General features: G+C 69.5%; 24 protein-coding genes and 1 pseudogene. 5 read left to right on the top strand and 20 right to left on the bottom strand.

The genetic code is table 11. From position 1 onward, the window contains the following. Nucleotides 1–13 precede the first annotated feature (13 nt). Entirely contained in the window at nucleotides 14–1,684 is a 1,671-nt protein-coding gene (locus nbrcactino_RS08190; RefSeq protein ID WP_161926906.1) for an HNH endonuclease signature motif containing protein, read from the top strand. Nucleotides 1,685–1,714: 30 nt separating this feature from the next. Here nbrcactino_RS08190 and nbrcactino_RS08185 read toward each other — a convergent pair whose 3' ends face one another. The 10 genes from nbrcactino_RS08185 to nbrcactino_RS18155 all read right to left on the bottom strand — a co-directional run bounded on the left by nbrcactino_RS08185 (nucleotide 1,715) and on the right by nbrcactino_RS18155 (nucleotide 15,134). Then, nucleotides 1,715–2,800 carry an amidohydrolase family protein gene (locus nbrcactino_RS08185; protein ID WP_161926905.1) on the bottom strand — a complete coding sequence of 362 codons (1,086 nt, stop codon included), beginning with the start codon at nucleotides 2,798–2,800 and terminating at the stop codon, nucleotides 1,715–1,717. A gap of 6 nt (nucleotides 2,801–2,806) precedes the next feature. After that, nucleotides 2,807–4,375, bottom strand: coding sequence for a signal recognition particle protein (gene ffh, locus nbrcactino_RS08180; protein ID WP_161926904.1), 1,569 nt, complete (start codon nucleotides 4,373–4,375; stop codon nucleotides 2,807–2,809). Between the two features lie 44 nt (nucleotides 4,376–4,419). Further along, a complete protein-coding gene (locus tag nbrcactino_RS08175) occupies nucleotides 4,420–6,816 on the bottom strand; it encodes a [protein-PII] uridylyltransferase (RefSeq protein WP_161926903.1) in 2,397 nt (798 codons plus the stop codon). 36 nt (nucleotides 6,817–6,852) lie between these two features. Beyond that, the gene (locus nbrcactino_RS08170; protein ID WP_161926902.1) at nucleotides 6,853–7,191 is read right to left on the bottom strand and encodes a P-II family nitrogen regulator; all 339 of its coding nucleotides are present in this window, start codon (nucleotides 7,189–7,191) and stop codon (nucleotides 6,853–6,855) included. Between the two features lie 42 nt (nucleotides 7,192–7,233). Then, nucleotides 7,234–8,574, bottom strand: coding sequence for an ammonium transporter (locus nbrcactino_RS08165; protein ID WP_161927662.1), 1,341 nt, complete (start codon nucleotides 8,572–8,574; stop codon nucleotides 7,234–7,236). A 164-nt stretch (nucleotides 8,575–8,738) separates the two neighbouring features. Then, on the bottom strand, nucleotides 8,739–9,992 hold the full coding sequence (gene ftsY, locus nbrcactino_RS08160; RefSeq protein WP_161926901.1) for a signal recognition particle-docking protein FtsY: 1,254 nt from the start codon (nucleotides 9,990–9,992) through the stop codon (nucleotides 8,739–8,741). A 9-nt stretch (nucleotides 9,993–10,001) separates the two neighbouring features. Then, on the bottom strand, nucleotides 10,002–13,643 hold the full coding sequence (gene smc, locus nbrcactino_RS08155) for a chromosome segregation protein SMC (RefSeq protein ID WP_161926900.1): 3,642 nt from the start codon (nucleotides 13,641–13,643) through the stop codon (nucleotides 10,002–10,004). A gap of 19 nt (nucleotides 13,644–13,662) precedes the next feature. Then, entirely contained in the window at nucleotides 13,663–13,938 is a 276-nt protein-coding gene (locus tag nbrcactino_RS08150) for an acylphosphatase (protein ID WP_161926899.1), read from the bottom strand. A gap of 7 nt (nucleotides 13,939–13,945) precedes the next feature. Beyond that, nucleotides 13,946–14,353, bottom strand: a complete 408-nt coding sequence (locus tag nbrcactino_RS08145; protein ID WP_161926898.1) for an OsmC family protein — start codon at nucleotides 14,351–14,353, stop codon at nucleotides 13,946–13,948. A gap of 208 nt (nucleotides 14,354–14,561) precedes the next feature. Further along, the gene (locus nbrcactino_RS18155; RefSeq protein WP_267130400.1) at nucleotides 14,562–15,134 is read right to left on the bottom strand and encodes an HNH endonuclease signature motif containing protein; all 573 of its coding nucleotides are present in this window, start codon (nucleotides 15,132–15,134) and stop codon (nucleotides 14,562–14,564) included. Nucleotides 15,135–15,289: 155 nt separating this feature from the next. Here nbrcactino_RS18155 and nbrcactino_RS18350 point away from each other — a divergent pair, with 155 nt between their 5' ends. The 3 genes from nbrcactino_RS18350 (at nucleotide 15,290) to def (ending at nucleotide 17,359) form a co-directional block, all read left to right on the top strand. Continuing rightward, nucleotides 15,290–15,424, top strand: coding sequence for a hypothetical protein (locus nbrcactino_RS18350; protein ID WP_267130399.1), 135 nt, complete (start codon nucleotides 15,290–15,292; stop codon nucleotides 15,422–15,424). Nucleotides 15,425–15,904: 480 nt separating this feature from the next. Further along, entirely contained in the window at nucleotides 15,905–16,717 is an 813-nt protein-coding gene (locus nbrcactino_RS08135) for a helix-turn-helix domain-containing protein (protein WP_161926897.1), read from the top strand. Nucleotides 16,718–16,795: 78 nt separating this feature from the next. Continuing rightward, complete coding sequence (gene def / locus nbrcactino_RS08130) at nucleotides 16,796–17,359, top strand: peptide deformylase (RefSeq protein WP_161926896.1); 564 nt, start codon at nucleotides 16,796–16,798, stop codon at nucleotides 17,357–17,359. Nucleotides 17,360–17,416: 57 nt separating this feature from the next. On the opposite strand, the pseudogene nbrcactino_RS08125 reads toward def, so the two are convergent. From nbrcactino_RS08125 to nbrcactino_RS08115, 3 genes and pseudogenes are all read right to left on the bottom strand, one after another. Next, nucleotides 17,417–17,581, bottom strand: a pseudogene (locus tag nbrcactino_RS08125) (zinc finger domain-containing protein); the annotation flags it as partial. 78 nt (nucleotides 17,582–17,659) lie between these two features. After that, the gene (locus nbrcactino_RS08120) at nucleotides 17,660–17,950 is read right to left on the bottom strand and encodes a type II toxin-antitoxin system RelE/ParE family toxin (RefSeq protein WP_161926894.1); all 291 of its coding nucleotides are present in this window, start codon (nucleotides 17,948–17,950) and stop codon (nucleotides 17,660–17,662) included. Further along, nucleotides 17,947–18,180 carry a type II toxin-antitoxin system ParD family antitoxin gene (locus nbrcactino_RS08115; protein WP_161926893.1) on the bottom strand — a complete coding sequence of 78 codons (234 nt, stop codon included), beginning with the start codon at nucleotides 18,178–18,180 and terminating at the stop codon, nucleotides 17,947–17,949. Before nbrcactino_RS08115 ends, nbrcactino_RS08120 begins: the two co-directional genes overlap by 4 nt. A gap of 135 nt (nucleotides 18,181–18,315) precedes the next feature. Between nbrcactino_RS08115 and nbrcactino_RS08110 the strand changes: the two genes are divergently transcribed. Then, nucleotides 18,316–18,543: a YfbU family protein gene (locus nbrcactino_RS08110; RefSeq protein WP_161926892.1), complete on the top strand. Its 228-nt coding sequence runs from the start codon at nucleotides 18,316–18,318 to the stop codon at nucleotides 18,541–18,543. A 13-nt stretch (nucleotides 18,544–18,556) separates the two neighbouring features. Here the strand turns inward: nbrcactino_RS08110 and mutM are convergent, their stop codons facing one another. The 7 genes from mutM to nbrcactino_RS08075 all read right to left on the bottom strand — a co-directional run bounded on the left by mutM (nucleotide 18,557) and on the right by nbrcactino_RS08075 (nucleotide 24,317). After that, entirely contained in the window at nucleotides 18,557–19,441 is an 885-nt protein-coding gene (mutM, locus tag nbrcactino_RS08105) for a bifunctional DNA-formamidopyrimidine glycosylase/DNA-(apurinic or apyrimidinic site) lyase (RefSeq protein WP_161926891.1), read from the bottom strand. Nucleotide 19,442: 1 nt separating this feature from the next. Beyond that, nucleotides 19,443–20,168 carry a ribonuclease III gene (gene rnc / locus nbrcactino_RS08100; RefSeq protein WP_161926890.1) on the bottom strand — a complete coding sequence of 242 codons (726 nt, stop codon included), beginning with the start codon at nucleotides 20,166–20,168 and terminating at the stop codon, nucleotides 19,443–19,445. Beyond that, nucleotides 20,161–20,727 (bottom strand): YceD family protein, encoded by a 567-nt coding sequence (locus nbrcactino_RS08095; RefSeq protein WP_308470339.1) that lies wholly within the window; start codon nucleotides 20,725–20,727, stop codon nucleotides 20,161–20,163. The genes rnc and nbrcactino_RS08095 overlap by 8 nt, the downstream gene beginning before the upstream one ends. A 45-nt stretch (nucleotides 20,728–20,772) precedes the next feature. Further along, entirely contained in the window at nucleotides 20,773–21,555 is a 783-nt protein-coding gene (locus tag nbrcactino_RS08090) for a DivIVA domain-containing protein (RefSeq protein WP_186343322.1), read from the bottom strand. A 97-nt stretch (nucleotides 21,556–21,652) separates the two neighbouring features. After that, on the bottom strand, nucleotides 21,653–22,141 hold the full coding sequence (gene coaD / locus nbrcactino_RS08085; RefSeq protein ID WP_161926888.1) for a pantetheine-phosphate adenylyltransferase: 489 nt from the start codon (nucleotides 22,139–22,141) through the stop codon (nucleotides 21,653–21,655). Continuing rightward, a complete protein-coding gene (locus nbrcactino_RS08080; protein ID WP_161926887.1) occupies nucleotides 22,138–23,490 on the bottom strand; it encodes a glycoside hydrolase family 125 protein in 1,353 nt (450 codons plus the stop codon). The genes coaD and nbrcactino_RS08080 overlap by 4 nt, the downstream gene beginning before the upstream one ends. Beyond that, on the bottom strand, nucleotides 23,487–24,317 hold the full coding sequence (locus tag nbrcactino_RS08075) for an NHL repeat-containing protein (protein ID WP_161926886.1): 831 nt from the start codon (nucleotides 24,315–24,317) through the stop codon (nucleotides 23,487–23,489). Before nbrcactino_RS08075 ends, nbrcactino_RS08080 begins: the two co-directional genes overlap by 4 nt.

The following is a 24,317-nucleotide window of genomic DNA, read 5'->3' as shown; positions in this document are numbered from 1 at the left end:
GTAGAATTGGGGCATGAACACCGACACTCGGGACAATCCACGTCCGTGGGACGACCCCGACTCGTGGGACGACGAAGCGCACTGGAGCACTCGCGCCCAGGCGGTCGGGCCGGCTGCTTCCCTGACGGTGGGCGATCCCCAGTGGACGGTCGATGTTCTCGCGCACACCGGCAAGGCCAACGCGATGCTCGCCTGGATCGAATACCGCGAAATCGGCGCCATGCACTCGCGGTTGGTGGCCATCGGCAAGCCGGAGGCGTCGGCGCGCGGGGTTCGGATGCTCGACATCGAAACCCAGGCGGCCGCCCGCATCGCCATGAGCCGGGGCATCACCCAGAATCAGGGCGACAGGTGGCTGGCGGAGGCAATCGCGATGCGCGACCGCATCCCGGCCATCGGGCGCTGCCTGCGCGAGGGGATCATCAGCCCCAGACAATTCCGGTTGGCGGTGTCCCGCACCGAGCTGATTGACGGCCAGGACTGGTCCGAGACGATCGACCGTCATGTGGCCGCAGCGCTGCGTTCCCGTACCGGCACCTGGTCCAACAAGCGGTTGACCGACCTCATCGACCGCATCATCTTCCGGCACGACCCCGACGCGGTGCGCCGCCGCCACGAGAACGCCAAGGAGGCCCGGACGGTCTGGATCCTCCCCGGCGCGGACGGCATAGCGACCCTTGGTGCGACGATGACCGCCCAGGATGCGAACATTGCCCTGGGCACCGTGTTCCTCCTCGCCGATCGGGTCTGCGGCAAGGATCCGCGCAGCGAATCGGCCCGACGCTGCGATGCCCTGTTTGCACTGATGAGTGGATCGCGCTTCGAATGCGACTGCGGCACCGACGACTGCACCGCCGATATCCCCGAGCCCGACGCCCTGGCACAGTGGGTCGCAGAACACCGGGATCGGGAAGTCGCCACGGGTCGGGTGCTCGTGCACGTGATCGCCGACCGGGCCACGGTCGACGGCCGCAACGACGAGCCGGCGTTCATGGACGGCCACGGCGTCATCTCCGCCGCCCACCTGCGTGACCTGCTTGCCCGCGATGACACCACCGTCCGAGACCTCAATCCGGCGTCGGGCGATAAAACGGGTACGTCCCTGCCGACGCACCTGCCCTCCGATCCGTACCGTCCGTCGACGGCACTGAACACGTTCGTTCGCGCTCGCGACGGCTACTGCACGATCCCCGGCTGCGACCGACCGGCATGGCGCTGCGACATCGACCATGTCGCCGAGTACGACCACGCCGACCCGGCCGCCGGAGGGCAGACCACGCCCGACGGGCTGGCCGCCAAGTGCCGCATGCACCACAACCTCAAGACTTTCGGCAGCGGCTGGATCGACGACCAGTATCGCGACGGCACTGGCCGCCTGGTCTCCGAGGTCGTCTCCCCCGAAGGACTCCACTTCCCCGGCCCCGCGGAAACCAATTCCGCGCTGTTCCCCGGCCTCGACATGATCCGCTGGCACCAACCCGCGGCCACCGGCCCGAACACCGCGGACGACCAGCAGCGACATCGCCCACCCCGCGATCGGACTCGGGCCAAACACGCCCGTCGACGATTCGAACGCCAGGCCAACCGCCGACGACGACTCGCCGAGGAGGCCCTGGCCGAGGAGCGTGATCTGCGACGCCGGCGCGAACAGCCCTGCGAGACCGACGGCGACCCGCCCTTCTGACCGGGACCCGCTCTACTGACACGGCCTCGGCTAGCCGCTGACCGGAACTCCGCCGCAGATGATCTCGCGCGGTCGGCGCAGCGTCGACAGGTCCTCTCGGGGGTCGGCGTCGAGGATGAGGACATCGGCGCGATCCCCCGCGTCGAAGACCCCCGCCCCCAACCACCGCCGCGCGGCCGTGCTCGCCGCGGCGAGGGCGTCGACAACCGGCATGCCCAGGCCCACGAGCGCCTCGATCTCGTCGACGATCCGCCCGTGCCCGATGAACCCACCCGCGTCGGTGCCCGCGTAGATCGCCACCCCGGCCTCGCGCGCGGCGGCCATCACGGCGCCGGCCCGGTCGTAGAGCGCGCGCATGGTGGCCTGGTAGGCCGGAAAGCGGTCGGCCCCGTCGGCGATGCCCGGGAAGTTCTCGATCTGGATCATCGTCGGCACGAGCGCGATCCCGCGGCCCACCATATCGTCGATCAGGTCCGGGGTCAGGCCGGTGCCGTGTTCGAGGCAGTCGAACCCGGCGCCGATGAGGTCGGGCAGTGCGTCGAACCCGAAGACGTGTGCGGTGATCTTCGCGCCCGCGTCGTGGGCGGCGGCGACCGCCGCATCCAGTTGCGCCCGGGTCCAGAGCGGGGCGAGGTCGCCGGCGTCGCGGTCGATCCAGTCGCCGACGATCTTCACCCAGCCATCCCCGGCGCGCGCCTGGCGGGCGACTTCGGCGGCGAGTTCGTCGGGGTCGTCGAGGTCGACACCGTAGTCGCGCAGGTAGCGCTTGGGCCGGGCGATGTGGCGCCCCGACCGGATGAACTGCGGGCACCGCGGATCCGCGTCGAGCGGATGGGTGTCCAACGGGGAGCCGACCTCGCGGATCAGCGTCGTCCCGGCTGCGACGTCGGCGTAGGCGTAGGCCCGGGCCTGTTCCACCGTGACGCCGAGCCCCGGCGCGATGCCGACGTGGTTGTGGGCGTCGACCAGCCCGGGCAGCAGCCATCCGTCGTCGGCGACGGTGAGCGCTCCCGACACCGGTTCGCTGACGAACATGCCGTCGACAATCCACCGGTCGATCCGCTCACCGGTGATGCCGTCGCGGCCACCGACGTGCAACACCTCGTCACCGGCCATGAGGCCCTACTTCTTCTTGCCGTTCGGGTCGAACTGGGAGAAGTCGATGTCGGCCAGGCCGGGCGGCAACTCGTCGAGCCCGGGCGGCATCGACGAGAGGTCGGGCATCCCGCCGGGGAACGCACCCGGGGGCATCCCCGGGAACCCGCCGCGCACCTTGGGCGGCGTCGGACCGCGGCCACGCACCTTCTTGCCCTTCTTGCCCTTGCGCTTGGTGTTCTTGCGGCCGCCGCCGGGGCCGGCCATGCGGCCGGTCATCGCGGCCATTTGCTTGCGCGCCTCGAAGAACCGGTCGACGAGCTGGTTGACCTCCGACACCGAGACGCCGGAGCCGTTGGCGATGCGCAGCCGGCGCGAGCCGTTGATGATCTTCGGGTCGGCGCGCTCGGCCGGGGTCATCCCGCGGATGATCGCCTGCACCCGGTCCAGTTGGGAGTCGTCGACCTGCGCGAGGGCTTCCTTCATCTGACCGGCGCCGGGCAGCATCCCGAGCAGGTTCCCGATCGGCCCCATCTTGCGGATCATCAGCATCTGCTGCAGGAAGTCCTCCAGCGTCAGCTCGCCACCCATGATCTTGGTGGCGGCCTCTTCGGCCTGCTGGGCGTCCCAGTGCTCCTCGGCCTGCTCGATCAGGGAGAGCACGTCGCCCATGCCGAGGATGCGGCTGGCCATCCGGTCGGGGTGGAAGACGTCGAAATCCTCGAGCTTCTCGCCGCTGGAGGCGAAGAGGATCGGCTGCCCGGTGACCTCGCGGACGCTCAGCGCGGCACCGCCGCGGGCGTCGCCGTCGAGCTTGGTGAGTACGACGCCGGTGAAGCCGACACCGTCGGCGAAGGCCTGCGCAGTCGTGACCGCGTCCTGGCCGATCATGGCGTCGACGACGAACAAGACTTCGTCGGGGTTGGTGGCGGCACGCACGTCCGCGGCCTGGCGCATCAGCTCGTCGTCGACGCCGAGGCGGCCGGCGGTGTCGATGATGACGGTGTCGAAGTGGCTGGCCTTGGCATGCTCGACACCGCCGCGTGCCACTTCGACCGGGTCGCCGGCCGAGACGCCCATCTCGCCCTCGCCGCCGACGCTGGTGCCCGGGTGCGGCGCGTACACCGGCACGCCGGCGCGCTCCCCGACAACTTGGAGCTGGCTGACCGCGCCGGGCCGCTGCAGGTCACAGGCCACCAGCAATGGGGTGTGCCCCTGCTTGCCGAGCCATTTCGCCAGCTTTCCGGCCAGCGTCGTCTTACCCGCACCCTGCAGGCCGGCGAGCATGATGACCGTCGGCGGGTTCTTGGCCCGCGCGATCCGCCGGGTCTCGCCGCCGAGGATCCCGACGAGTTCCTCGTTGACGATCTTGACGACCTGCTGCGCCGGATTCAGCGCGCCGGAGACCTCGGCACCCTTCGCCCGGGTCTTGACCCGGTCGATGAAGGTCCGGACCACCGGCAGCGCGACGTCGGCCTCCAGCAGCGCGAGACGGATCTCCCGGGCGGTCGCGTCGATGTCGGCGTCGGTCAGGCGGCCCTTGCCGCGCAGGTCTTTGAGGGCACCGGTCAACCGGTCAGACAGTGAGTCGAACATGGCGTCCAGTCTTTCACATTCGCCGACGGCGGCCCGGCGGGCATTCAGGCACTCGCACAGGCCCCGCGGACCTGCTCGAGGACGAGTCGGCGGCGCCGGTCGTCGAGGGTCGACTCCCACGTGAGCGCAAAGGTGTCCACGACGGTGCCGCCGAGGGTGGTCGCCGACGCCCAGCGGATCGACCCGCCGTTGCGCTCGACGACCGAGGCCACCGTGGAGAGCAACCCCGGCCGGTCGGTCGCCCGGACCTCCATCGTCGCCACGCTGTCGTCGACCCAGCGCACCACCGGCGGCGCGGGCACCGCCTGGGCGGGCACACCGTCGCGCGACGCGGCCGGGGTGGTGCTGACCCGCATCGACGCGAGACGCGCCTCCAAGTCGACCGATCCCGACCGCACGCCGACCAGTCGCTGCCGCAGCAGTCCGGCCTCGGGCGGATCGCCGTAGAACGGGGCGACGGTGAACGTGTTGATCGCCCGCTCCCCGACCGAGCGGACGGTGGCCCGCAGGACCCGCAGATCGGAAAAGGCCAGCACCCCGGCCATTCTCGCCAGCAGACCCGGCGAATCCGGCGCGCTCATCGTCACTTCGAAGCGGTGCAGCTGATCGGTCGGCGCGATCTCGACGACGACCTCGTCGCCGCTGAACCGCGCGATCTCCGCCGCCGACAGCGGCTCGGGTTCGACGACCTCCTGGCCGGCGATCATCTTCGCGGTGTTGCCGACCAGCCGCGTGGTCAGCGTCTGCTTCCAGTCGCTCCACACACCGGGCCCGGTGGCGAGGGCGTCGGCCTGGGCGAGCGCGCCGAGGATCTCCAACAGCACCGGGTTGCCGCCGATCGCCGAGGCCACCCGCTCGGCGGTGGCCGGGTCGTCGACGTCGCGCCGGGCAATGGTCTGGGCCAGCAACAGGTGGTGGGTGACGACGTCGGCCACGATGTCCACATCGCCGGGCCACAATCCCAGGCGCTGGCCGATGACCCGCGCCATCCGCGCGCCGACCTCGCTGTGGTCGCCGCCGCGGCCCTTGCCGATGTCGTGCAACAGCGCGCTGAGCAGCAGCAGGTCCGGTCGGGACACCTGCGTGGTGAGCGGTGCGGCATGGGCGACCGCCTCCAGCAGGTGGCGGTCCACCGTCCAGGCGTGGATGGCGTCGCGCGGCGGTAGGTCGCGGACGAAGTCCCACTCGGGGAACAACCGGCCCCACAGCCCCATCCGGTCGAGCGCCTCGACCGGGCCCAGCATCGCCTTGCCGGCGGCCAACAGGTCCAGGAGGCTGTCGCGGACGGTTCCCGGCCACGTCCCGCGGATCTCCGGGGAGTAGTCGGCCAACCGGTGCAGGGTGGAACTGGAGATCGGCAACCCGTTGCGCGCCGCCGCCGCGGCGACACGCAGGACCAGCCCGGCGTCCTGGCTGGGCAACGCATCGCGGGCCAGGACAACCTCGCCGGCGTGCTCGACCACCCCTTCGTCGAGGGGGCGCCGGACCGGGAGCAGGCCGCGCACCGACAGGCCGCGGCGCGGAACCGCACCCCGCGCGGTGCGCAGCCCGACGTCGACGGCGTAGCTGATGGTGCGCGCCTCGTCGGAAATCAGCCGCGACAGCGCGAAACGGTCGCCGAGGTGCATCGCCGCGGCGATCTCATCGGCGTCCTGGGCGCGCAGTTGCTCGCGGCCGCGCCCGGCGACGCGGTGCAGTTCGGTGCGGACGTCGAGCAGCCGCCGGTAAGCGATACCGAGGCCGCCGCCGGGCGCGTCGTCGCCGGCCAGTCGCAGCCCGTCGGTCAGATGCGCCAGCGCCAAAGCGTTGAGCAGCTGCACGTCGCGCAACCCGCCGCGGCCGTTCTTCACGTCGGGTTCGCTGCGGTGGGCGACCTCGCCGGCCCGCGACCAGCGGACTTCGGCGTGCTCGATCAGCTGTGGCAGCCGTCGGGGTGCCTCCTTGCGCCACTGCCGGCGGATCTCCCCGATCAGCAGGTCCGACAGGTCCTCGTCGCCGACGATGTGCCGGGCGTCGAGCAGCCCCAGGGCCGCCGACAGGTCCTCCTGCGCGACGCGCAGCGCCTCGGGCACCGTCCGCACACTGTGGTCCAGGCCGATACTGGCGTCCCAGATCGGATACCAGAGTTGATCGGCGATCTTCTGCACCCGATCGGGCTGGTCGCCGTCATGCAGCAGCACCAGGTCCAGGTCGGAAAACGGCAGCATCTCCCCCCGTGCCAGCCCTCCGACCGCGACCAGGGCGAACCCGCCGCCGTCGGTCAGCCCGGCGCGGCCGGCCGCACCGGCCAGCCACAGTTCGAACAGGTCGCCCAGCGCCCGACGCAGTGCTGCTGCGTCGGGCACCGGGCGCTTGTCCGGGGCGAGGCGGGGGTTGCCGACCAGTGCCGCTCGGGCGCGGGTGAGGTCGGCGGCCGGGTTTATCGTCGGTTCCGCGCTCATCGGTTGCGCCTCCCCACTCCGCCGTAGGCCCGTGGCCTAGAGGGCCTCCGGCCCGCGTTCCCCGGTGCGCACCCGCACCACGGAGTCGACCGGCGACACCCACACCTTGCCGTCGCCGATCTTGCCGGTGCGGGCCGCCTCGACGATCGTGTCCACGACCGAGTCGGCGATCGAGTCGTCGACGACGACCTCGATCCGCACCTTCGGCACGAAGTCCACGGAGTACTCCGCACCCCGGTAGACCTCGGTGTGGCCCTTCTGCCGGCCGTAGCCCTGGACTTCGCTGACCGTCATGCCGACGATGCCGGACTGCTCGAGTCCCGCTTTGATGTCCTCCAGCGTGAACGGTTTGACAATTGCGGTGATCAATTTCATCTGTGTTCGTCCCTCTCGGTCCCTATTGAGCCTAGTTGTGGATCACGCCAAGTCGTAGGCGGTCTCGGCGTGTGCCGACTCGTCGATACCGGTCATCTCCTCTTCGGCGCTGATCCGCCAGCCGAGCGGCTTGAGGACGTACACGATGAGCGCCGTCATCACGCCGGTGAAAGCCAGGGCGATCAGCGCGATCACCGTCTGGACGGCCAGTTGCTTGAGGTCGTGGCCGTAGAACAGTCCGGAGTCCTTGGCCAGCAGGCCGATACCGATGGTGCCCCACAGGCCCGCGACGAGGTGGACGCCCACGACGTCGAGCGAGTCGTCGTAGCCCAGTTTGGTCTTCAGCGAGATCGCCAGGGCCGAGAGGACACCGGCGACCGCGCCCAGGGCGATCGAGCCGACCGGGGTCAGCGCGGCACAGGCCGGGGTGATGGCCACCAGGCCGGCCACGATGCCCGAGGCGGCGCCGACGCTGGTCGGGTGCCGGTCGCGGATCCATTCCACCGCGAGCCACGCAACCATCGCCGCGGCGGTGGCCACGGTGGTGTTGATCCAGACCAGACCGGCGTTGGCGTCGGCGGCCAATTCCGAACCGGCGTTGAAGCCGAACCACCCGAACCACAGCAGGGCGGCGCCGAGCATGACGAACGGGATGTTGTGCGGGCGGTACGCGACCTTGCCGAAGCCCCGGCGGGCGCCGATGATCAGGACCAGCACGAGGGCGGCCATACCGGCGTTGATGTGGACCACGGTGCCACCGGCGAAGTCGATCGGCGCAACCGCCGCCGCGTCCCCGGCCTCGTTCTTGCCGAACATCGCCGCGGCGACGCCGTCGACCGAGTCGGAGAGCAGGCCGCCGCCCCACACCATGTGGGCCAGCGGGAAGTAGACCAGGGTCGCCCAGACGCCGGAGAACACCAGCCATGTGCCGAAGGACACGCGCTCGGCCAGCGCACCGCTGATCAGCGCGACGGCGATCACCGCGAAGGTGAGCTGGAAGGCCAGGAAGACCAGGGCGGGAATGGTGCTGCCCTCACCGGCCAGCACGACGTGCGTCGCGTCGCCGACCGTCTTCGTCTCGGTCAGTTGCGACGACCCGAACAGGCTGAACGGGTTGGCGAAGATCCCGCCGATGTCGGATCCGCCGGCGATCTTGTCGCCGAAGGACATCGAGAATCCCCACAACACGTAGATGATGCCGACCACGCCGATCGTCGCGAAGGACATCATCATCATGTTCAGTACGGATTTTCCTCGCGACAATCCGCCGTAAAAGAATGCCAGCGCCGGCGTCATCAACAGCACGAGCGACGCACTCATCAGAATCCACGCCGTATCGCCGGTGTCAGCAGTACCGAACACGTTGTCCGGCAGTGCCATCATGGTTTGTCCCACCACGGGCCGTCCTCCTTGCTCTCACTCACATGGGTGCTCCAGTGATGAGTCAAAGAGTGCTAGGCGGCTGTTTCCCCGGAGGTGCCCGCCGTGTTTCGCGGCGGTGAACGCTACTGCGGTTGGTGTTTCGGATCGGTTACGCCGCGGCCGGTCTACAGCAGTGCGTCGACGAAGGCGGCAGGGTCGAACGGCGCCAGGTCGTCGGCCCCTTCGCCGAGCCCGACGAGCTTCACCGGCACACCGAGTTCCTCCTGAACGGCGAACACGATGCCACCCTTGGCGGTCCCGTCGAGTTTGGTCAGCACGACGCCGGTGATGTCGACGACGTCGGCGAACACCCGGGCCTGGGTGAGGCCGTTCTGGCCGATCGTGGCGTCGAGGACGAGGAGGACCTCGTCGACCTTCGCCTTCTTCTCCACGACGCGCTTGACCTTGTCCAACTCGTCCATCAGGCCGGTTTTGGTGTGCAGGCGGCCCGCGGTGTCGACGATGACCACGTCGACACCGGTGTCGATGCCGGTGCTGACCGCGTCGAAGGCGACCGACGCCGGGTCGGCGCCCTCCTTGCCCCGGACGGTGTCGGCACCCACGCGCTCGCCCCAGGTCTGCAGCTGATCGGCGGCGGCGGCCCGGAAGGTGTCGGCGGCCCCGAGCAGCACGCGCCGACCGTCGGCGACGAGGACGCGGGCCAGCTTGCCGGTGGTCGTCGTCTTGCCGGTGCCGTTGACGCCGACGACGAGGACGACGGCGGGCCGGCCGTCGTGCGGCAGCGCCTTGACCGAGCGGTCGAGTTCGGGGTGCAGCTGCTCGGTGAGTACGCGGGTGAGCAGCGACCGGGCCTCGTCGGCGCTGCGGACGGTCTGCGCGGCCAGCTCGCCCCGCAACTTGTCGGTGATCGCCAGCGTCGCCGGGGTACCCACGTCGGCCATCAGCAGGGTGTCCTCGATCTCCTCCCAGGAGTCCTCGTCGAGGTTTCCGCCGCCCAACAATCCGAGCATGCTCTTGCCCAGCGCCCCCTGCGACCGGGCCAGGCGGCCGCGCAGCCGCCCCAGGCGTCCCGCGGTGGGGGCGATCTCGTCGAGCTCGGGCTCCGCGGTGTCCACTGTCTTGACCGGCTCGGCCGGCTTTGCGTCGGACTCTGCCGTCTGGACCGCCTCGGTCGTATCAGCCCGGTCCGGCTCCACCGGCGCCGGTTCCAGGGTTTCCGGTTCCAGGGTTGCCGTGCCGCCCTGGCCGAAGCTGAAACCGGCCTGGGTCTGGTAGCCGCCCTCCCGCGCGGATTCGACGGCCTTGTCGGTCGACGACCCGAGCGACACCCGGCGGCGGCGCGCCAGGACCAGGCCGAGGGCCAGGACCGCCACCAGCACGACGACGACAACGATTCCGATGATGATCGGAGTTTCCAAGACTGCTCCCTATTCGGCCGCGTCGGCCGTTGCGGTGGTGGTTTGTGCGCCGACGAGGTTCTGTCCGCGCATCCGCTGCGAGATCACCTGGGTGATGCCGTCGCCGCGCATGCTGACGCCGTAGAGGGCGTCGGCCACTTCCATCGTAGGTTTCTGGTGGGTGATGACGATCAGCTGCGACCGTTCGCGCAGCTCCTCGAACAACCCGATGAGCCGCTGCAGGTTGGTGTCGTCGAGGGCGGCCTCGACCTCGTCCATCACATAGAACGGGGACGGGCGCGCACGGAAGATCGCGACCAGCATCGCGACCGCGGTCAACGACTTCTCGCCGCCCGACAGCAGGGAGAGCCGCTTGACCTTCTTGCCGGGCGGGCGGGCCTCGACCTCGACGCCGGTGGTCAGCATGTCCGACGGGTCGGTGAGCACCAGGCGTCCCTCGCCGCCGGGGAACAACCGGCCGAACACCCCGGAGAACTCGCGCTCGACGTCGGCATAGGCCTGCGTGAACACCTCGAGGATGCGGGCGTCGACGTCGTCGACGACCTGCAGCAGGTCGGCACGGGCGGCCTTGACGTCCTCGAGCTGGGCGGAGAGGAAGTTGTAGCGCTCCTCCAGCGCCGCGAACTCCTCGAGCGCCAGCGGGTTCACCTTGCCCAGGGTGTTGAGGTCTTTCTGCGCCTGCTTGGCCCGGCGTTCCTGGGTGGCGCGGTCATAGGGCATCGGGGCCGGGGCGACGACGAGCTCGCCGCGCGCCTTCGCGTCCTCGTACTCGGCGATCTCCAGCGCCGACGGCGGCATCGGGACGTCCGGGCCGTATTCGGCGATCAGGTCTTCGGGGTTGACCGCGAACTGCTCGGCGATCTGTTCCTCGAGCTGCTCGATGCGCATCGCGGCCTGCGCCTTGGCCATCTCGTCGCGGTGCACGGCGTCGCGCAGCCCGTCGAGTTGCGCGGTCAGCTGGCCGACCTGGGTCTTCAGTTCGGCGGCGCCGGCGGTCTGCTGTGCCCGGACGGATTCGAGGTGGTCGCGGGCGGCCTGGGCGCGCTCCACGGCCTGCGCCAACCGGGCCGCGACGCGCTCCCCCGACTCGGCGACGGCGGCGGCCACCGACGCCGCGTGCCGACGGGTCGCATCGGCGCGACGGGCCCGTTCCCGGGATTCGCGCTCCTGGCGGGCCGAGCGCCGCAGGCTGTCGGCGCGGCCGCGCACCGAGGCCAACCGCTCTTCGGCGGTGCGCAGGGCGAGTCGGGCCTCGACCTCGGCGGTGCGCGCGGCGGCGACCGCCTGGGCGGCCTGCGACCTCTTGTCGTCGTCGACGCCGGCGGCCGGACCGTCGTCGGTCGGTTCCTCCCGCGCGAGGCGCAGCCGCTCGGACAGGGCGGCCAGCTTCTCGACGGTTTCGGCGTGGCCGGTCTCGGCGAGTTGGCGCTGCCGGGTCAGCCGGTCCGCCTCGTCCTTCGCCGCCCGGATGTCCTGTCCCAGTCGGGCCAGGTGCTCGTAGGCCGCTCCCAGCGAGGAATCCGATTCGTGCAGCGCGGCCAGCGCCTCGTCGGCGGCCTCCCGGCGATCGGACTGTTCGGTCAACGCACCCGAAAGGGCGGCGCCCAGTTCCTCGGCGGTGCGGTTGGCCTTGGCGAGTTCGGCCGTCGCCGCGTCGATCGCCGACTGCACTTCGAGGCTCGACGTGCGGCGCGACGAGCCGCCCTCGACGGTGGCCGCGCCGATCCGATCGCCGTCGGCGGTGACCACGGTCAGCTCCGGGTGGTCGGCCACCAGGCGGCTCGCGACCGCCGGCGCATCGTCGAGGCCGGTGCTCAGCACGACCACGCCGTCGAGCAGCGCGTCGACGGCGCCGCGGATCGACGGCGGGCAGGCGATCACCGCACGGGCCCAGCGCGCACCGGCGGGCAGTGTCGCCCCGCCCGGTTCGGGCAGCGGGCGCAGTCCCCCGACGAGCAGGGCGGCCCGGCCCCCGTCGCCCGCCTTCAGGGCGGTGAGTGCTTGGGCAGCTGCCAGCGCGTCGACCGTTGCAATGGCGTCGACGGCCGGTCCGAGCGCACCGGCCACCGCGGTCTCGAACCCGGCGTCGACGGTGAGGAGATCAGACACCGGGGCGAGCAGGCCCTCCTCGGCATGCTCGAGCAGCCACGCCCCGCCGTCGTTGCGCTCCAACCCGACGGCCAGCGCCTCGATGCGGGCGGTCAGTGACGCGATCTTCTGCTCGGCCTCGCGCTCCTGCGCACGCAGCAGATCGACCCGCTCGTCGGCGGCGGTGGCCGCGGCGGTCCAGCGCTCATGGTGCTCGTCGAGTCCCTGCTCGGCGGTTTCCATCTCGGCCACCGAGGCCGAGACGGCGTCCATCTCGGTCTGCGCCTTCTCCGCACGCTGGGCGGCGGCCTCGATCGCCGCGGTCAGGCGCGCGGTCTCGGCGTCGACCGAGTCGGCGCGGGTGGTCAGGTTCGCGACCTCGCCCTCCAGGCGGGCCAGTCCCTCGCGACGGTCGGCGACGGCGGCGATGGCGGCGGCGTGGGCGCGTTCGACGGCGGCGGCCTGCTCCTCGGCGGCGGAGAGGCCGGTCTTGACCGTTTCGAGCGCGACCCCGGCCTGCTCGACCTGGGTGGCGAGCTGTGCCTCCTGCTCGGCGGCGCGCTGCGCCTGGGCGTCGAGCTCGTCGGGGTCGGGGCCGGTGGCGACCGTCGTCGGGGTGGCCAGGTGGCGGCTGCGCTCGGCCGCGACGCGGATGGTGGCGTCCACGCGCTCGGCCAGCGCGGACAGCCGGAACCAGCCCTGGCTCGCGGTCTGGGCGGCCGGCTCGATCTCGGCCAGCTGGGACTCGCGGGCGGCGAGTTGGGCGGTGGCGGCGTCGAGGGCGGCGGCGACCTCGGTCTGCTGGCGGCGGATGGTGTCCTCGAGTTGCGACTGCTCGGCCATCTCGGCCCGGCGGTGCACCAGGTCGTCGGCGGCCAATCGCAGCCGGGCGTCGCGCAGGTCGGCCTGTACCGTCGCGGCCCGCCGCGCCACCTCGGCCTGGCGGCCCAGCGGCTTGAGCTGGCGGCGCAGTTCGCTGGTGAGGTCGCTCAGCCGGGCGAGGTTGGCCTGCATCGAGTCGAGCTTGCGGACCGCCTTTTCTTTGCGCTTGCGGTGCTTGAGGACGCCGGCGGCCTCTTCGATGAAGGAGCGCCGGTCCTCCGGGCGGGATTCGAGGATGGCGGCCAGGCGCCCCTGCCCGACGATGACGTGCATCTCGCGGCCGATGCCGGAGTCGCTGAGCAGTTCCTGCACGTCCATGAGGCGGCAGGACTCGCCGTTGATCTCGTATTCGCCGGCACCGTCGCGGAACATGCGCCGGGTGATCGACACCTCGGAGTACTCGATCGGCAGCGCGCCGTCGGAGTTGTCGATCGTGAGGGTCACCTCGGCACGGCCCAGCGGCGGGCGGCCGGAGGTGCCGGCGAAGATGACGTCTTCCATCTTGCCGCCGCGCAGCGTCTTGGCACCCTGCTCGCCCATCACCCAGGCGAGGGCGTCGACGACGTTGGACTTCCCCGACCCGTTGGGGCCCACCACGGCGGTGATCCCGGGCTCGAATCGCAGCGTCGTGGCCGACGCAAACGACTTGAAGCCCTTAAGGGTGAGGGATTTCAGATGCACGACGGTACAGACTACCTACTCAACGCTCGACAAATCCGCGCAAGTCGCCACGCGCCTGCTCGAATCTTTCGACGACGGTGTCGACGCGGCCCGGGGTGTCGGGTCCGTGCAGGAATCCCAACAGTGCGTCGAGGTCCTCGCGCGGCCCTTCGGCCACCACGTGGACCCGTCCGTCGGCGAGATTGGCGGCGTAGCCGACCAGGCCCAGCTCCAACGCCCTCGACCGCGTCGACCAGCGGAAACCCACGCCCTGGACATGGCCGTGGACGAAGGCGCTCAACCGTTCGGCGGACACGCGGCAATCAGTCCGTCTCGATGGTCAGGTTGACCTGGGTACCGGCCTTGAGGGTCCGCCCGACAGTGCAGACCCGGTCGATCGCGCGCTCGACCACGACCAGCAGGCGTTGCGCGGCCTCCGGATCCAACTCGGACAGGTCGATTTCGAGCACCTCGTCGAGGACGGGGTAGGTCTCCGTCTCTCGGTCGGCGGCACCGCTCACGCGCACCGTCGCGTCGTAGTCGTCACCGAGCCGACGGGCCAGCGTGACGTCGGAGGACATTCCGCTGCACGCTGCCAACGCGATCTTCAACAGTTCACCGGGGGTAAAGACCCCCTCGACGTCCTCCGACCCGATCTGCACGCTCGCCCCGCGCGAGCTCTGGCCGACGTAGCGGCGCGATCCGGTGCGCTGTACCCAGAGTTCTGTCATGACTCCATTCAACACCGCCGGAGTTTTCACCACCGTCGCAGTCCGCCACCGTCGGAGTATCAACGGAGGTCGAAGTGTCAGCCGAGGCCGGCCGTCGCCATATGAAGTTCTCAAAGGACAAGAGTCTCAAAGGACAGGTGAGACCCGTAGGCCGAAAGTGCTGCGCTGTTGTGAATGGACGGCTGCTGCGGATGGATGGACAGAGCTGTCAGGCTGCCAAGGTCAGGCCTGTGCTGCGTCGGTGGTGGCAGGGCATCCACTCACCTCCTTCAGGAGCTTGGAACCAGGGGTGGCCATCGGATCCGATGCGGACCTGCCAGCCTTGGGCGTGCACGGCGGTGTGGTGGTGGAAGGCGCACAACAGGCACAGGTTCTCCAACACCGTTTCGCCACCCTCGGCCCACTCTTTGATGTGATACGCATGCGCCCACGAGGTGGGCCGGCCGCAGCCGGGAAACTGGCAGCCGTGGTCTCGGGCGTTGAGGGCTGCCCTCACCGGCCCGGTGGCCAGGCGCTGGTTGGCACTGATCGACAGCGGCACCCCGTCGGCCATCACAATCGCGGCCAACTCGTTGTCCCCGCAGCACAATTCGCGAGCGGCTTGGGGTGAGACGGCGCCGGTGAACCCCAGGCGAGCCACGGCGTCCGGGCTCTCTGGGCCCTCCACCAGGGCGGCCGGACTGTCGGGCACCAAGACAGGCAGCGGCACCGTGAGGTTGATGTGAGGGACGATCCCACTCGACGTGGGCCGGTCGGGTCGGGAGAGGTAAGCCTCGACCATCTCCACCAACCCGTCGGCCAGCCGACGAGACCGCGAGCGGGTCGCGGCTCCCGTCGGGTGCGGAAATCGGTCGGGACAAGGCGTCCAGCGCAACGAGAACCTTTTCCCCGGACACCTGATCCAGATCTGCCGAGAGTGCGACGCGCCCTTCGTCGGTGACGGTCACCGACGCCTCGTTGAGGTCGTGGTTGTTGGCGGCCGGCACCGCGGGCGGATGGTTCGACGCCAATCCGTGGGCCAGTTCCCTGGCCTTGGCCGCCACTTGGGCCGGCGAATCCATCCGGGCATGAGCCAGCAGGGTCGTCGCCACGCTGCCCTTGACAGCCTCGAACCCCTCGACTTCCATGCGGGAGTCGACGTGGGCGATACCGCGGATCACGGCGTCGGCGTGCTCGAGGGACAGGTCCCCGTCGCGCACCTCGCGGGCGAGATGCGGCAGCAGCCATGAGATAGTCCCCGATCGTCGACAGCCGAAACCCGGCCACCATGACGGCCAGCAGGTCGGCGTCGTCGGCGATCGGTTCCGCCGACGCCAACAGCGACCCCAATCCGCCCCCGGATTCGGTCGCCGCGGGGGCCAGATCGTCGGCCAGCAGGACGGCCAGATCGGCAAGCTCAACGGTGTTCAATTGACCCCTCCTACCAACGCGGTGTGCCACCTAGCTTAGTACATATGTTCGTCTGTTGTGTGATGCGAGAGAAGGGTGCGAATCCCACAACCCGCCTTGAGTCGAAATCGCCTATCCGTCTCAACCGCACCCGCCCCCGCTATGCTCAGCAGTTCCACCGCGGGTGAGGCACTTCAAATCGCACTACGGACCGCGCAAGTCGGTAATCGCTTCATCGACATCACGGCCAGCCTCACGTCGACGACCGGGCGGATAACGTTCGGCCACACCGACCTTCCTGCGGACGTTCGCAACTTTCTGCTCGAGCGCGACATCGTCATCATCTTCGGTGTGATCGTCTTGCGATGCTTGAGCCCGCAACTGGTCGACCGCCTTGGCGAAACCCGACTGGAGCTGGCGCTTCCGGCCGACCGCACAGCGCTCTTGGTCGACGGCATCACCGAGATGCTGACGGACCTCGCGCACGATCCGGTACGAGAGGTGCGGATCGTCGCGGACCGTCCGGTTACCGAACTGACCTTTCCACTCGACCTTCTCGGCGAGCCGATGGCGATGCCGGATCCGGCGACCGCTGCGATGTGCGAGCAGCAATGCCTGGACCTCTTGCAGCATCGACTCGAGCGCGGTCCGCTGGCCGCCAAGATCCGAGCCATCCTCGTGCAGGAGATCCATGACGCACCCACCGCGGGCGCGATTGCCGCGAAACTGAACATGGACGGCCGGACTCTGCGCCGACGACTCACCGACGAGGGAAGCAGCTTCCGCAAGCTGCAAGAAGAGACCCGCTGCACCCTGGCGATCGACATGCTGGGCGTCTTGAACCTCACTGTGTCCGAGACTGCGGTTCGCCTGGGCTACACCAGCTCAGAGGCATTCAGCAGATCGTTCACCCGCTGGACCGGCAAGCCTCCCAGCGCCTTCGGAACGGGTGACCGCCAGCGCGTCGGACAGTAGAACGACCTCCGGTTCAAGAACTGCTCGCGGACGATCCGGACGTTTGACGCAAACCCGACCGCAGCGCACCATGAACACGTGCCTGTAGCCGAACTCCTGCGCCTCGGTGCGCCTCGCCCCATTTCTCGTTGGGGAGACCCTGTGCTGCACTCCCCGGCGCGGCAGGTTGCCGATTTCGGGAGCGACCTTCAGGATCTGCTGGCCGATATGTTTGCGACGAACACCGCCGCCAACGGAGCGGGCCTCGCCGCGGCGCAGATCGGCACAGATCTTGCGGTGTTCGTCTACGACTGCACCGACGAGACCGGCGTGAGGCGCACCGGGGTCGTCTGCAATCCGGTCATCCAGGTGGATCAAGGACAGGGCAGAATCCTCGTCGAGCTCGACGAGGGATGCCTGTCACTGCCGGGCGCCTACGCCGAACTCGCGCGACCCGAGTTCTCAATCTGCCGCGGGCAAGACCAGTACGGCGATCCGGTCGAGATCACCGCCGGCGGCACCCTGGGCCGATGCCTGCAACACGAGACCGACCACATCAACGGAATGGTGTTTGGGGACAGGCTCTCTCGCCGCAGGCGCAAGCAGCTCTACCAAGACCACCGGGACGTCGCTGACGAGTACCCGGACGACTGGCCGGCGTAGTCGTGCCCGCCGGTCGCTCGACGCCCCAACGAGAAGACTCACGCCTTGAGAGACTCCTCATCCCCGTCTGGCTGCGCTCCTGCGCGGTGGCTTCTGGCACGCCGGACAGTAGAACGAACTGCGGTTCATGAACTGCTCGCGAACGATCAACCCGCCGCACCGGTTACACGGGCTCCCCTCGCGGCTGTACGCGTTCAACGACCGCGCAAAGTAGCCCGACTTGAATCGTTTCTAAACGTTCATGTCCGTTGGCGTCCAGGAGTGACCACTCATGGGGACCTGGCAGATCGCGCGTCGGTCTTACAGGTACCGCGTCGGGTCCATGCGCTGATGCAGGATCCTGATGACGTCCACGCCGTCGGAGCGCTCGACATAGAACAGCAGGTGGCTGCCGATGCTGTATCGACGGTAGCCCTCGCGGACCTCGTCGCACGCGCGACCGCGACCGGGATCGTCAGCGATGCGCTCGACTGCCGCTCTAATCTCGGTCACATACGTCTCGGCTTGGCGGACGTCCCAACGCTCCTCTGTGAAGTCCCAGATCGAGGAGAGGTCGCGCTGTGCGGCCGGGGTGAGGCGGTACCTCGTCACGACTTCTTCGCCGCGACAAAGGCGTCGAAGTCGAAGGGCTCCGCCTCTCCGCTGTCCTCGCCGGCGACGAGGGCGGCACGGAGCGCGGCCAGTTGCGTCTCCCGATCCTCCAGCAGCCGGAGGCCGGCGCGGACGACCTCACTGGCGGAGCGGTAGCGCCCCGACGAGACCTCCCGGGAGAGGAAGTCGGAGAAGTGATCGTCCAGGCTGATCGAGGTGTTCTGAGCCATGCGACGATGATACCAAACATTGGTAACCACCCGGGCGCCCTGAGACGAGGGCTCGGCATGGAGGAGTCGGGGAAGGCCATCGCTCTCCACGAACGACGTGTGCGGATCGTCCACACTCCTGAAGGCGAGCCTTTCGTGGATAAGCGGTTGCGGGATGTGTGGGAGCTGCACGGCCTCAAGCTCGAGGGCCACATGGCCAGTTGTGTCGAGTTCCTCCTGCGCGACGACCGCTGGACCGGACTGAAACGCAACGACGACGGCCACTCGCATCACCGCGTGCTTGACGTGTACGTGCGCATGCAGGCCGAGAGCGACGAGGGTCTGCTCTGCTCAGCTCAACCGACCTGGACGCTGATCGGCTGAACCGATGAAACGCCTACCGGTGGTGAGGCGGTCGTTGACACTTCGGGCAGAAGTACGACGACCGGTTCATGAATTGCTCCCGCCTGATCGGCGTACCGCATCGGTGGCACGGCAGACCTTCTCGGCCATATGAATGTAGTTCTCTGCTGAAGTACCCGGACTCCCCGTTGACGTTGACGTACAGCTCGTCGAAGGAGGTGCCGCCGACGGCGAGGGCGGCGGCCATGACCTCGCGGGCGTGGCCGAGGAGCTCGACGAGCTTGGCTCGGGAGATCGAATCGGTGAGCCGGGTGCCGCGGAGCCGGGCGCGCCACAGCGACTCGTCGGCGTAGATGTTGCCGATCCCCGACACCAGCGACTGGTCGAGAAGTGCCCGCTTCACCTCGGTGTGCTTGCGGCGCATCGTCGCCGCGACCGCATCCGCGTCGTAGGCGTCGTCGAACGGATCGGGTGCGATGTGGGCGACCACCGACGGCACCGACCGCGACGGGTCGAAGCGGTCGGGCACCAGGTCGTCGACCTGCCAGCCGCCGAAAGTCCGCTGGTCGACGAACCAGAACTGCCGTCCGCCCAGGTCGGCAGAGATCCGCAGATGGTTGGTGGGGCCGGCCTGCTCCGGATCGTCGACGACGCGCAACTGACCACTCATCCCGAGGTGGATGACCAGCGCCTCGTCGACCGATCCTGCCGCATCGGCCAGGTCGAGCCACAGGTATTTGCCGCGGCGGCGGGCCGCGACCGCGGTCAACCCGCGCAACCGTCCGATCAGTTCCGCCGCCCCACCGGCCTGGCGGCGCACCGCCCGGTCGTGGTGGACGACCACGTCGCCGAAGGCGGCTCCGACAACGTGTTTGTCGACGCCGAGGCGGATCGTCTCGACTTCGGGGAGTTCGGGCACGCTACTCGCCCGAGGCCGCGTCGTCGTCCCGGCCGTCGATGGCCCGCCACGCCTCTTGCGCGGCGACCTGCTCGGCCTCCTTCTTCGACTTCCCGACGCCGGACCCGAGTTCCTCGCCCGCGACGACGGCGGTGGCGGTGAATTCTTTGTCGTGGTCGGGGCCGGTCGAGGTGATCTGGTAGCTCGGCGGGCCGAGCGAGCGGGCGGCGGCCAGCTCCTGCAGCGACGTCTTCCAGTCCAGACCCGCGCCGAGTTGGCCGGCATCGGCAACCGCGTCGTCGAAGAGGGCGAGGATGACCTGCCGGGTGGGCACGAACCCGTGCTCCAGGTAGACCGCGCCCAGCAAGGCTTCCATCCCGTCGGCGAGGATCGAGTCCTTGTCCCGACCACCGGTCATCTCCTCGCCGCGGCCGAGGTACAGGTGCCGGCCGAGGCCGCCGGGTCCGAGCGTGCGGGCGAGCCGGGCCAGTGCCTGGCCGTTGACGACGCTCGCGCGAATCTTGGCCAACTCCCCCTCCGGCCGGTCCGGATAGTCGAGATAGAGCTTTTCGGTGATGACGACGCCGAGGACCGAGTCGCCGAGGAACTCCAGCCGCTCGTTGGTCGGTAGACCGCCGTTCTCGTAGGCGTAGGAGCGGTGGGTGAGGGCGAGGGTGAGCAGATCGTCGTCGAGGGTGGCGCCGACCGCCTGGAGCAGCGCGGCCGTGTCGCGCGCGGCCTCAGCCATTGTCGGTGGGCTGGTCGCGCAACTCGCCCAACCTGTTGGCGAGCCCGGCCCAGCGCGGATCGATCTTGTCGTGGGAGTGACCCGGTTCCGCACCGTCCAGGGCGACGCCACAGTCCGGGCACAGGCCCGGGCAGTCTTCGCGGCACAACGGGGCCAGCGGCAGTTCCAAACCGATCGCGTCGATCAGCGACTGCTCGAGATCGATCTGATCGTCGTCGACGCGGTGCACCTCCTCGTCGGAAGAGGTCTTGTCGGTCTCGCTGTCGGGGTAGGCGAACAGCTCGGTAAGGAACACCGTGACGGTCCCCTCCAGCGGTTCCAGGCAGCGCGAACACTGCCCGAAGGTCTCGCCGCAGGCGGTCCCGGTCACCAGAACGCCTTCGGACACCGCTTCCATGCGCAGGTCCAGATCCATGTCGGTGCCCGGTTCGATGGCGACCATCTGGGTCCCGATGCGGATCGGGGTCACCACGGTGCGGTGCGACTCGATCATGTTGCCGGGGCGGCGCCCCAGCGACCGGATGTCGAATACGAACGGTGCGTCAACTACTTGAGCCACACCGCAACCATACGCCGGGATTGCCCGGATGATTCGAGGCGGCGCTCAACCGGCGAGCGACGCTTCCTGGTTCTTGTCGTCGACGGCGCGCGGGTACTCGACATAGTCGTGCGTGCCGGCTCCGGTGCGCAGCTGCTGGCGTCCGCGGCCGACCGAACGCAGGGTCCCGGTGAGGACCTCTTCGAAGTCGGCGAGCTTCTTGTCGACGTAGATGTCGCATTCGCCGCGCAGGCGGTCGGCCTCGGCATGTGCCGCGTCGATCACCCGCTTGGCCTCGGACTTCGCCGCCGCGACGACCTCGTCCTGGGCGACCAGGCGCTGCTGCTCGGCGATACCGTCGGACACCGAGCGCTCGTAGTGCGCGTTGGCCTCCTCGATGATGCGCGCCGCCTCCGACCGGGCGCGCCCGGTCATCGACTCGTGTTCGCGCGCCGCGCTGGTGGTGAGGCGGTGGGCCTCCTCGGTGGCGTCGGCCATCATCGACCGGCTGTGGTTGGAGGCATCCTCGACCATGCGGTCGGCGGCGGTCCGCGCCTCGGCGACGAGGCGGTCGGCCTCGGCCTGGGCGGCCGCGACCATCGCCTCGGCATCGGCCTTGGCCTGCGCCACGGTCGTGTCGGCGTTCTGTCGGGCGTTCCCGACGAGCGCGTCGCGCTGGTCGAGGACGTCTTGGGCATCGTCGAGCTCGGTCGGCATGGAGCCTTTGATGTCGTCGAGCAGGTCGAGGACGTCGCCGCGCGGGACCATGCAGCCCGCCGTCATGGGGACGGCACGCGCTTCTTCGACAATCGCGACCAGCTCATCGAGGGCTTCGAATACGCGGTACACAGCAACACCCTTCTCACGGTGAATGACTTCTGTGACCATTGTGCCGAATGTTACTCGTGTGATTGGGGATGTTTTTGAGGTCGGCGTGTCGCGCCGGCTAGACGCTCATCTCCCCGTTGACCTTCGCCATCACCGCCCGGTAGACCGCGGGCGGGAGGAACGGCTCCACGTCGCCGCCCAGTTTGGCGACTTCCTTCACCAACGAACTCGACACGTGCGCATAGCGCGGGTCGGTCCATAGGAACAGCGTCTCGACATCGGCGAGCTCCCGGTTCATCTGCGCCATCGGCACCTCGTACTCGAAGTCGGTGCTCGACCGCAGCCCCTTGACCATCGTCGTCACCCCCTCGTTGCGCATGTAGTCCACCAGCAGCCCCCGCCACCGGTCGACGCGCACGTTGGGCAGATCCGCGCAGGCGGTCGCGATCAGGTCGATCCGCTCGTCGACGGAGAACATGCCCTGCTTGTTCGGATTCACCACGACGGTGACGATGACTTCGGCGAACCGGGCGGCGGCGCGCTCGACGACGAAGCGGTGACCGAGGGTGAACGGATCGAAAGAACCCGGGCACAGTGCGATGCTCATAGCGCCCGAGGGTACCCGGCGACCGCCAGCGCGAGCTCGCAGTACATCGAGTCGGCCCAGCTGAACCAGTCGCGGGTGAAACGACTGTCGTCGTCGACGTGGAAACTCTCGTGCACGTAACCGGTTCCCGCCGTCGTCGCCGCGATGGTCCGCAGCATCGCCGACGCGGTGTCGGGGTCGGTCGCGGTCAGTCCCGCCACCGCCAGCGCGATCGGCCACACGTGATCCACCGGCGTGTGCGGGCTGCCCGGGCCGGCGGCCAGCGCACCCCGGTAGTAGTAGGGGTTGTCCGGCGACAACACGAACCCGCGGGTGCGCAGATACCTCGGATCGGCGACGTCGACACCGGCCACCAGCGGCAGCGACAACAGGCTCGGCATGTTGGCGTCGTCGGCACAAAGCACCGAGCCCAGCCCGTCGACCTCATAGGCCCAGATGTCGCCGTGGTGGGGGTGGTCGACGACGCCGTGCTCGTCGACCGCCGCGCGCAACCCGGCGGCCAACCGCCGGGCCCGGGCTGCAGTCTCACCATCGCCCAACCGGGCGGCCGTCTCACCATCGCCCAACCGCGCTGCGATGAGATCGAGGGTGTGTGCCGCCATGAGGTTCGCCGGCACCAGGTAGCCGTACACGCACGCGTCGTCGGAGGGACGGAACCCCGACCAGGTCATCCCGGTGACCGCCACCGGGGCACCGAGCCCATTGCGGGCCAACGTGTCCTGTGCGGTCGTGTCGGGGCGCACGAACCGATACGACGAGGAGTTCTCGTGGTCGAGCTCGGTGGTCAACGTGTCGACGGCGGCACGGGCGGCGATCCGGAACTCGTCGCCGAACAACTCGTCGGCCCACCGCCCGCCGACGGCCCCGGCCAACTGGTCGGCCAGTTGGAACGGGAAGCACAGCGAATCGATCTCGTACTTGCGCTCCCACAGCCACGGGTCGTCGCCCAGGTCGCGCGGTTCGTGGCAGTTCCCGTTCGGCGCCGCGTTGAACGCGTTGGCGTAGGGGTCGTGGGCGATGAAGGCGAACTGCCGTCGCACCACCCCGGCGACGACCTCGGCCAGTGCGCCGAGTTCACCACCGTCATCACCGGCGAGCAAGTGCACGTAGGGGCGCATCTGGGTGGCGGAGTCGCGCAACCACATCGCCGGGATGTCCCCCGTGATGACGAAGACACTGCCGTCGTCGAGGCGGTGCAGGGTGCGGGCCAGCGTGCGCCGGGCGGCGGCGGCGAACAGGTCGGCACAGTCGGGTCCGGCGGCGTCGGCGACGCGGCGCGACCACCGCGCCAGCACCGGCGGCGGCAGCAAGTCGTCGGGATCGGGCCGACGACCGGGCGCCGCACTCATCCGGGCGGGACGACGACGATTCGGCGCTGCGCCGAATCGGCGATGATGACGTCGCCGGCCGCGTCAATGGCGATTCCGCGCGGCGCCCCGAGCCCCTCGACGGGCAACCGGTGCTGTTCACCGGTCGCCTGCTCCAGGACCACCACCTTGGGGTCGTCGCCCATGTCGCTGACATAGACGGCGCCAACCGAGTCCACCGCGACCGCGGACGGAAAGTTCAGCCCGGTGAACGGCAGCGTGGTGGCGCCGGGCTCCCCCGGTGCCCACCGTTTCACGACGCGCCCGTCGACGACGTAGACCACTCCCGCCGCGTCGACGGCCATGCCACCGGGAAACCGGACGTCAATCGGCAGCCGGACGTGCTTGGCCTTGCCGAACACCGATTTCTTGTCCGCCAGCCGCAGCACCCCGCCGCGCCCCTCGCCGCGCGTGAACCCCGGGTGATACACGGCGTAGACCGCACCGTCCGGCCCGACGGCGACACCGCAGGGTTTCCGGTCGGGCCCGACACTGGGCCACAGCGACACCGTCGCGTTGGCCGAGACCACCAGGCTGGATGAGTTGTTGTCGGCCACGTAGATTTCGCCCGCGGCACCGGCGGCCACCCCGTCGGGCATGCCGAGGGTGTCCATGATCGTCGTCGGCGCACCCCCCTCCGCCGGGACCCGGCTGAGCCGCCCCCACTTGGTGACACCCAGTCCCGGCGGCGCGTCAGGATCAGGTTCGTAGTCGGTGACCAACAACCCGCCGCGCGCGTCGATGGCGAGGCCGTGCGGACGGCCGAGCCCGGGGAACGGCAGCGTGAGCGGAGTGGAATAGCGACGCAT

The organism is Gordonia crocea (assembly GCF_009932435.1).
GTDB classification, from domain to species: domain Bacteria; phylum Actinomycetota; class Actinomycetes; order Mycobacteriales; family Mycobacteriaceae; genus Gordonia; species Gordonia crocea.
This window is presented reverse-complemented; position numbering and strand designations above follow the sequence as displayed.

Coding starts and splice junctions, on each gene's coding strand:
- nbrcactino_RS08145 (WP_161926898.1), bottom strand. CDS start 14,353: ATGACAGAACTCTGGGTACAGCGCACCGGATCGCGCCGCTACGTCGGC.
- nbrcactino_RS08165 (WP_161927662.1), bottom strand. CDS start 8,574: ATGATGGCACTGCCGGACAACGTGTTCGGTACTGCTGACACCGGCGAT.
- nbrcactino_RS08190 (WP_161926906.1), top strand. CDS start 14: ATGAACACCGACACTCGGGACAATCCACGTCCGTGGGACGACCCCGAC.
- nbrcactino_RS08185 (WP_161926905.1), bottom strand. CDS start 2,800: ATGGCCGGTGACGAGGTGTTGCACGTCGGTGGCCGCGACGGCATCACC.
- rnc (WP_161926890.1), bottom strand. CDS start 20,168: ATGGCTGAGGCCGCGCGCGACACGGCCGCGCTGCTCCAGGCGGTCGGC.
- coaD (WP_161926888.1), bottom strand. CDS start 22,141: ATGAGCATCGCACTGTGCCCGGGTTCTTTCGATCCGTTCACCCTCGGT.
- nbrcactino_RS08115 (WP_161926893.1), bottom strand. CDS start 18,180: ATGGCTCAGAACACCTCGATCAGCCTGGACGATCACTTCTCCGACTTC.
- ffh (WP_161926904.1), bottom strand. CDS start 4,375: ATGTTCGACTCACTGTCTGACCGGTTGACCGGTGCCCTCAAAGACCTG.
- nbrcactino_RS08075 (WP_161926886.1), bottom strand. CDS start 24,317: ATGCGTCGCTATTCCACTCCGCTCACGCTGCCGTTCCCCGGGCTCGGC.
- nbrcactino_RS08175 (WP_161926903.1), bottom strand. CDS start 6,816: ATGAGCGCGGAACCGACGATAAACCCGGCCGCCGACCTCACCCGCGCC.
- nbrcactino_RS08170 (WP_161926902.1), bottom strand. CDS start 7,191: ATGAAATTGATCACCGCAATTGTCAAACCGTTCACGCTGGAGGACATC.
- nbrcactino_RS18155 (WP_267130400.1), bottom strand. CDS start 15,134: ATGGTCGAGGCTTACCTCTCCCGACCCGACCGGCCCACGTCGAGTGGG.
- nbrcactino_RS08080 (WP_161926887.1), bottom strand. CDS start 23,490: ATGAGTGCGGCGCCCGGTCGTCGGCCCGATCCCGACGACTTGCTGCCG.
- nbrcactino_RS08135 (WP_161926897.1), top strand. CDS start 15,905: ATGCTCAGCAGTTCCACCGCGGGTGAGGCACTTCAAATCGCACTACGG.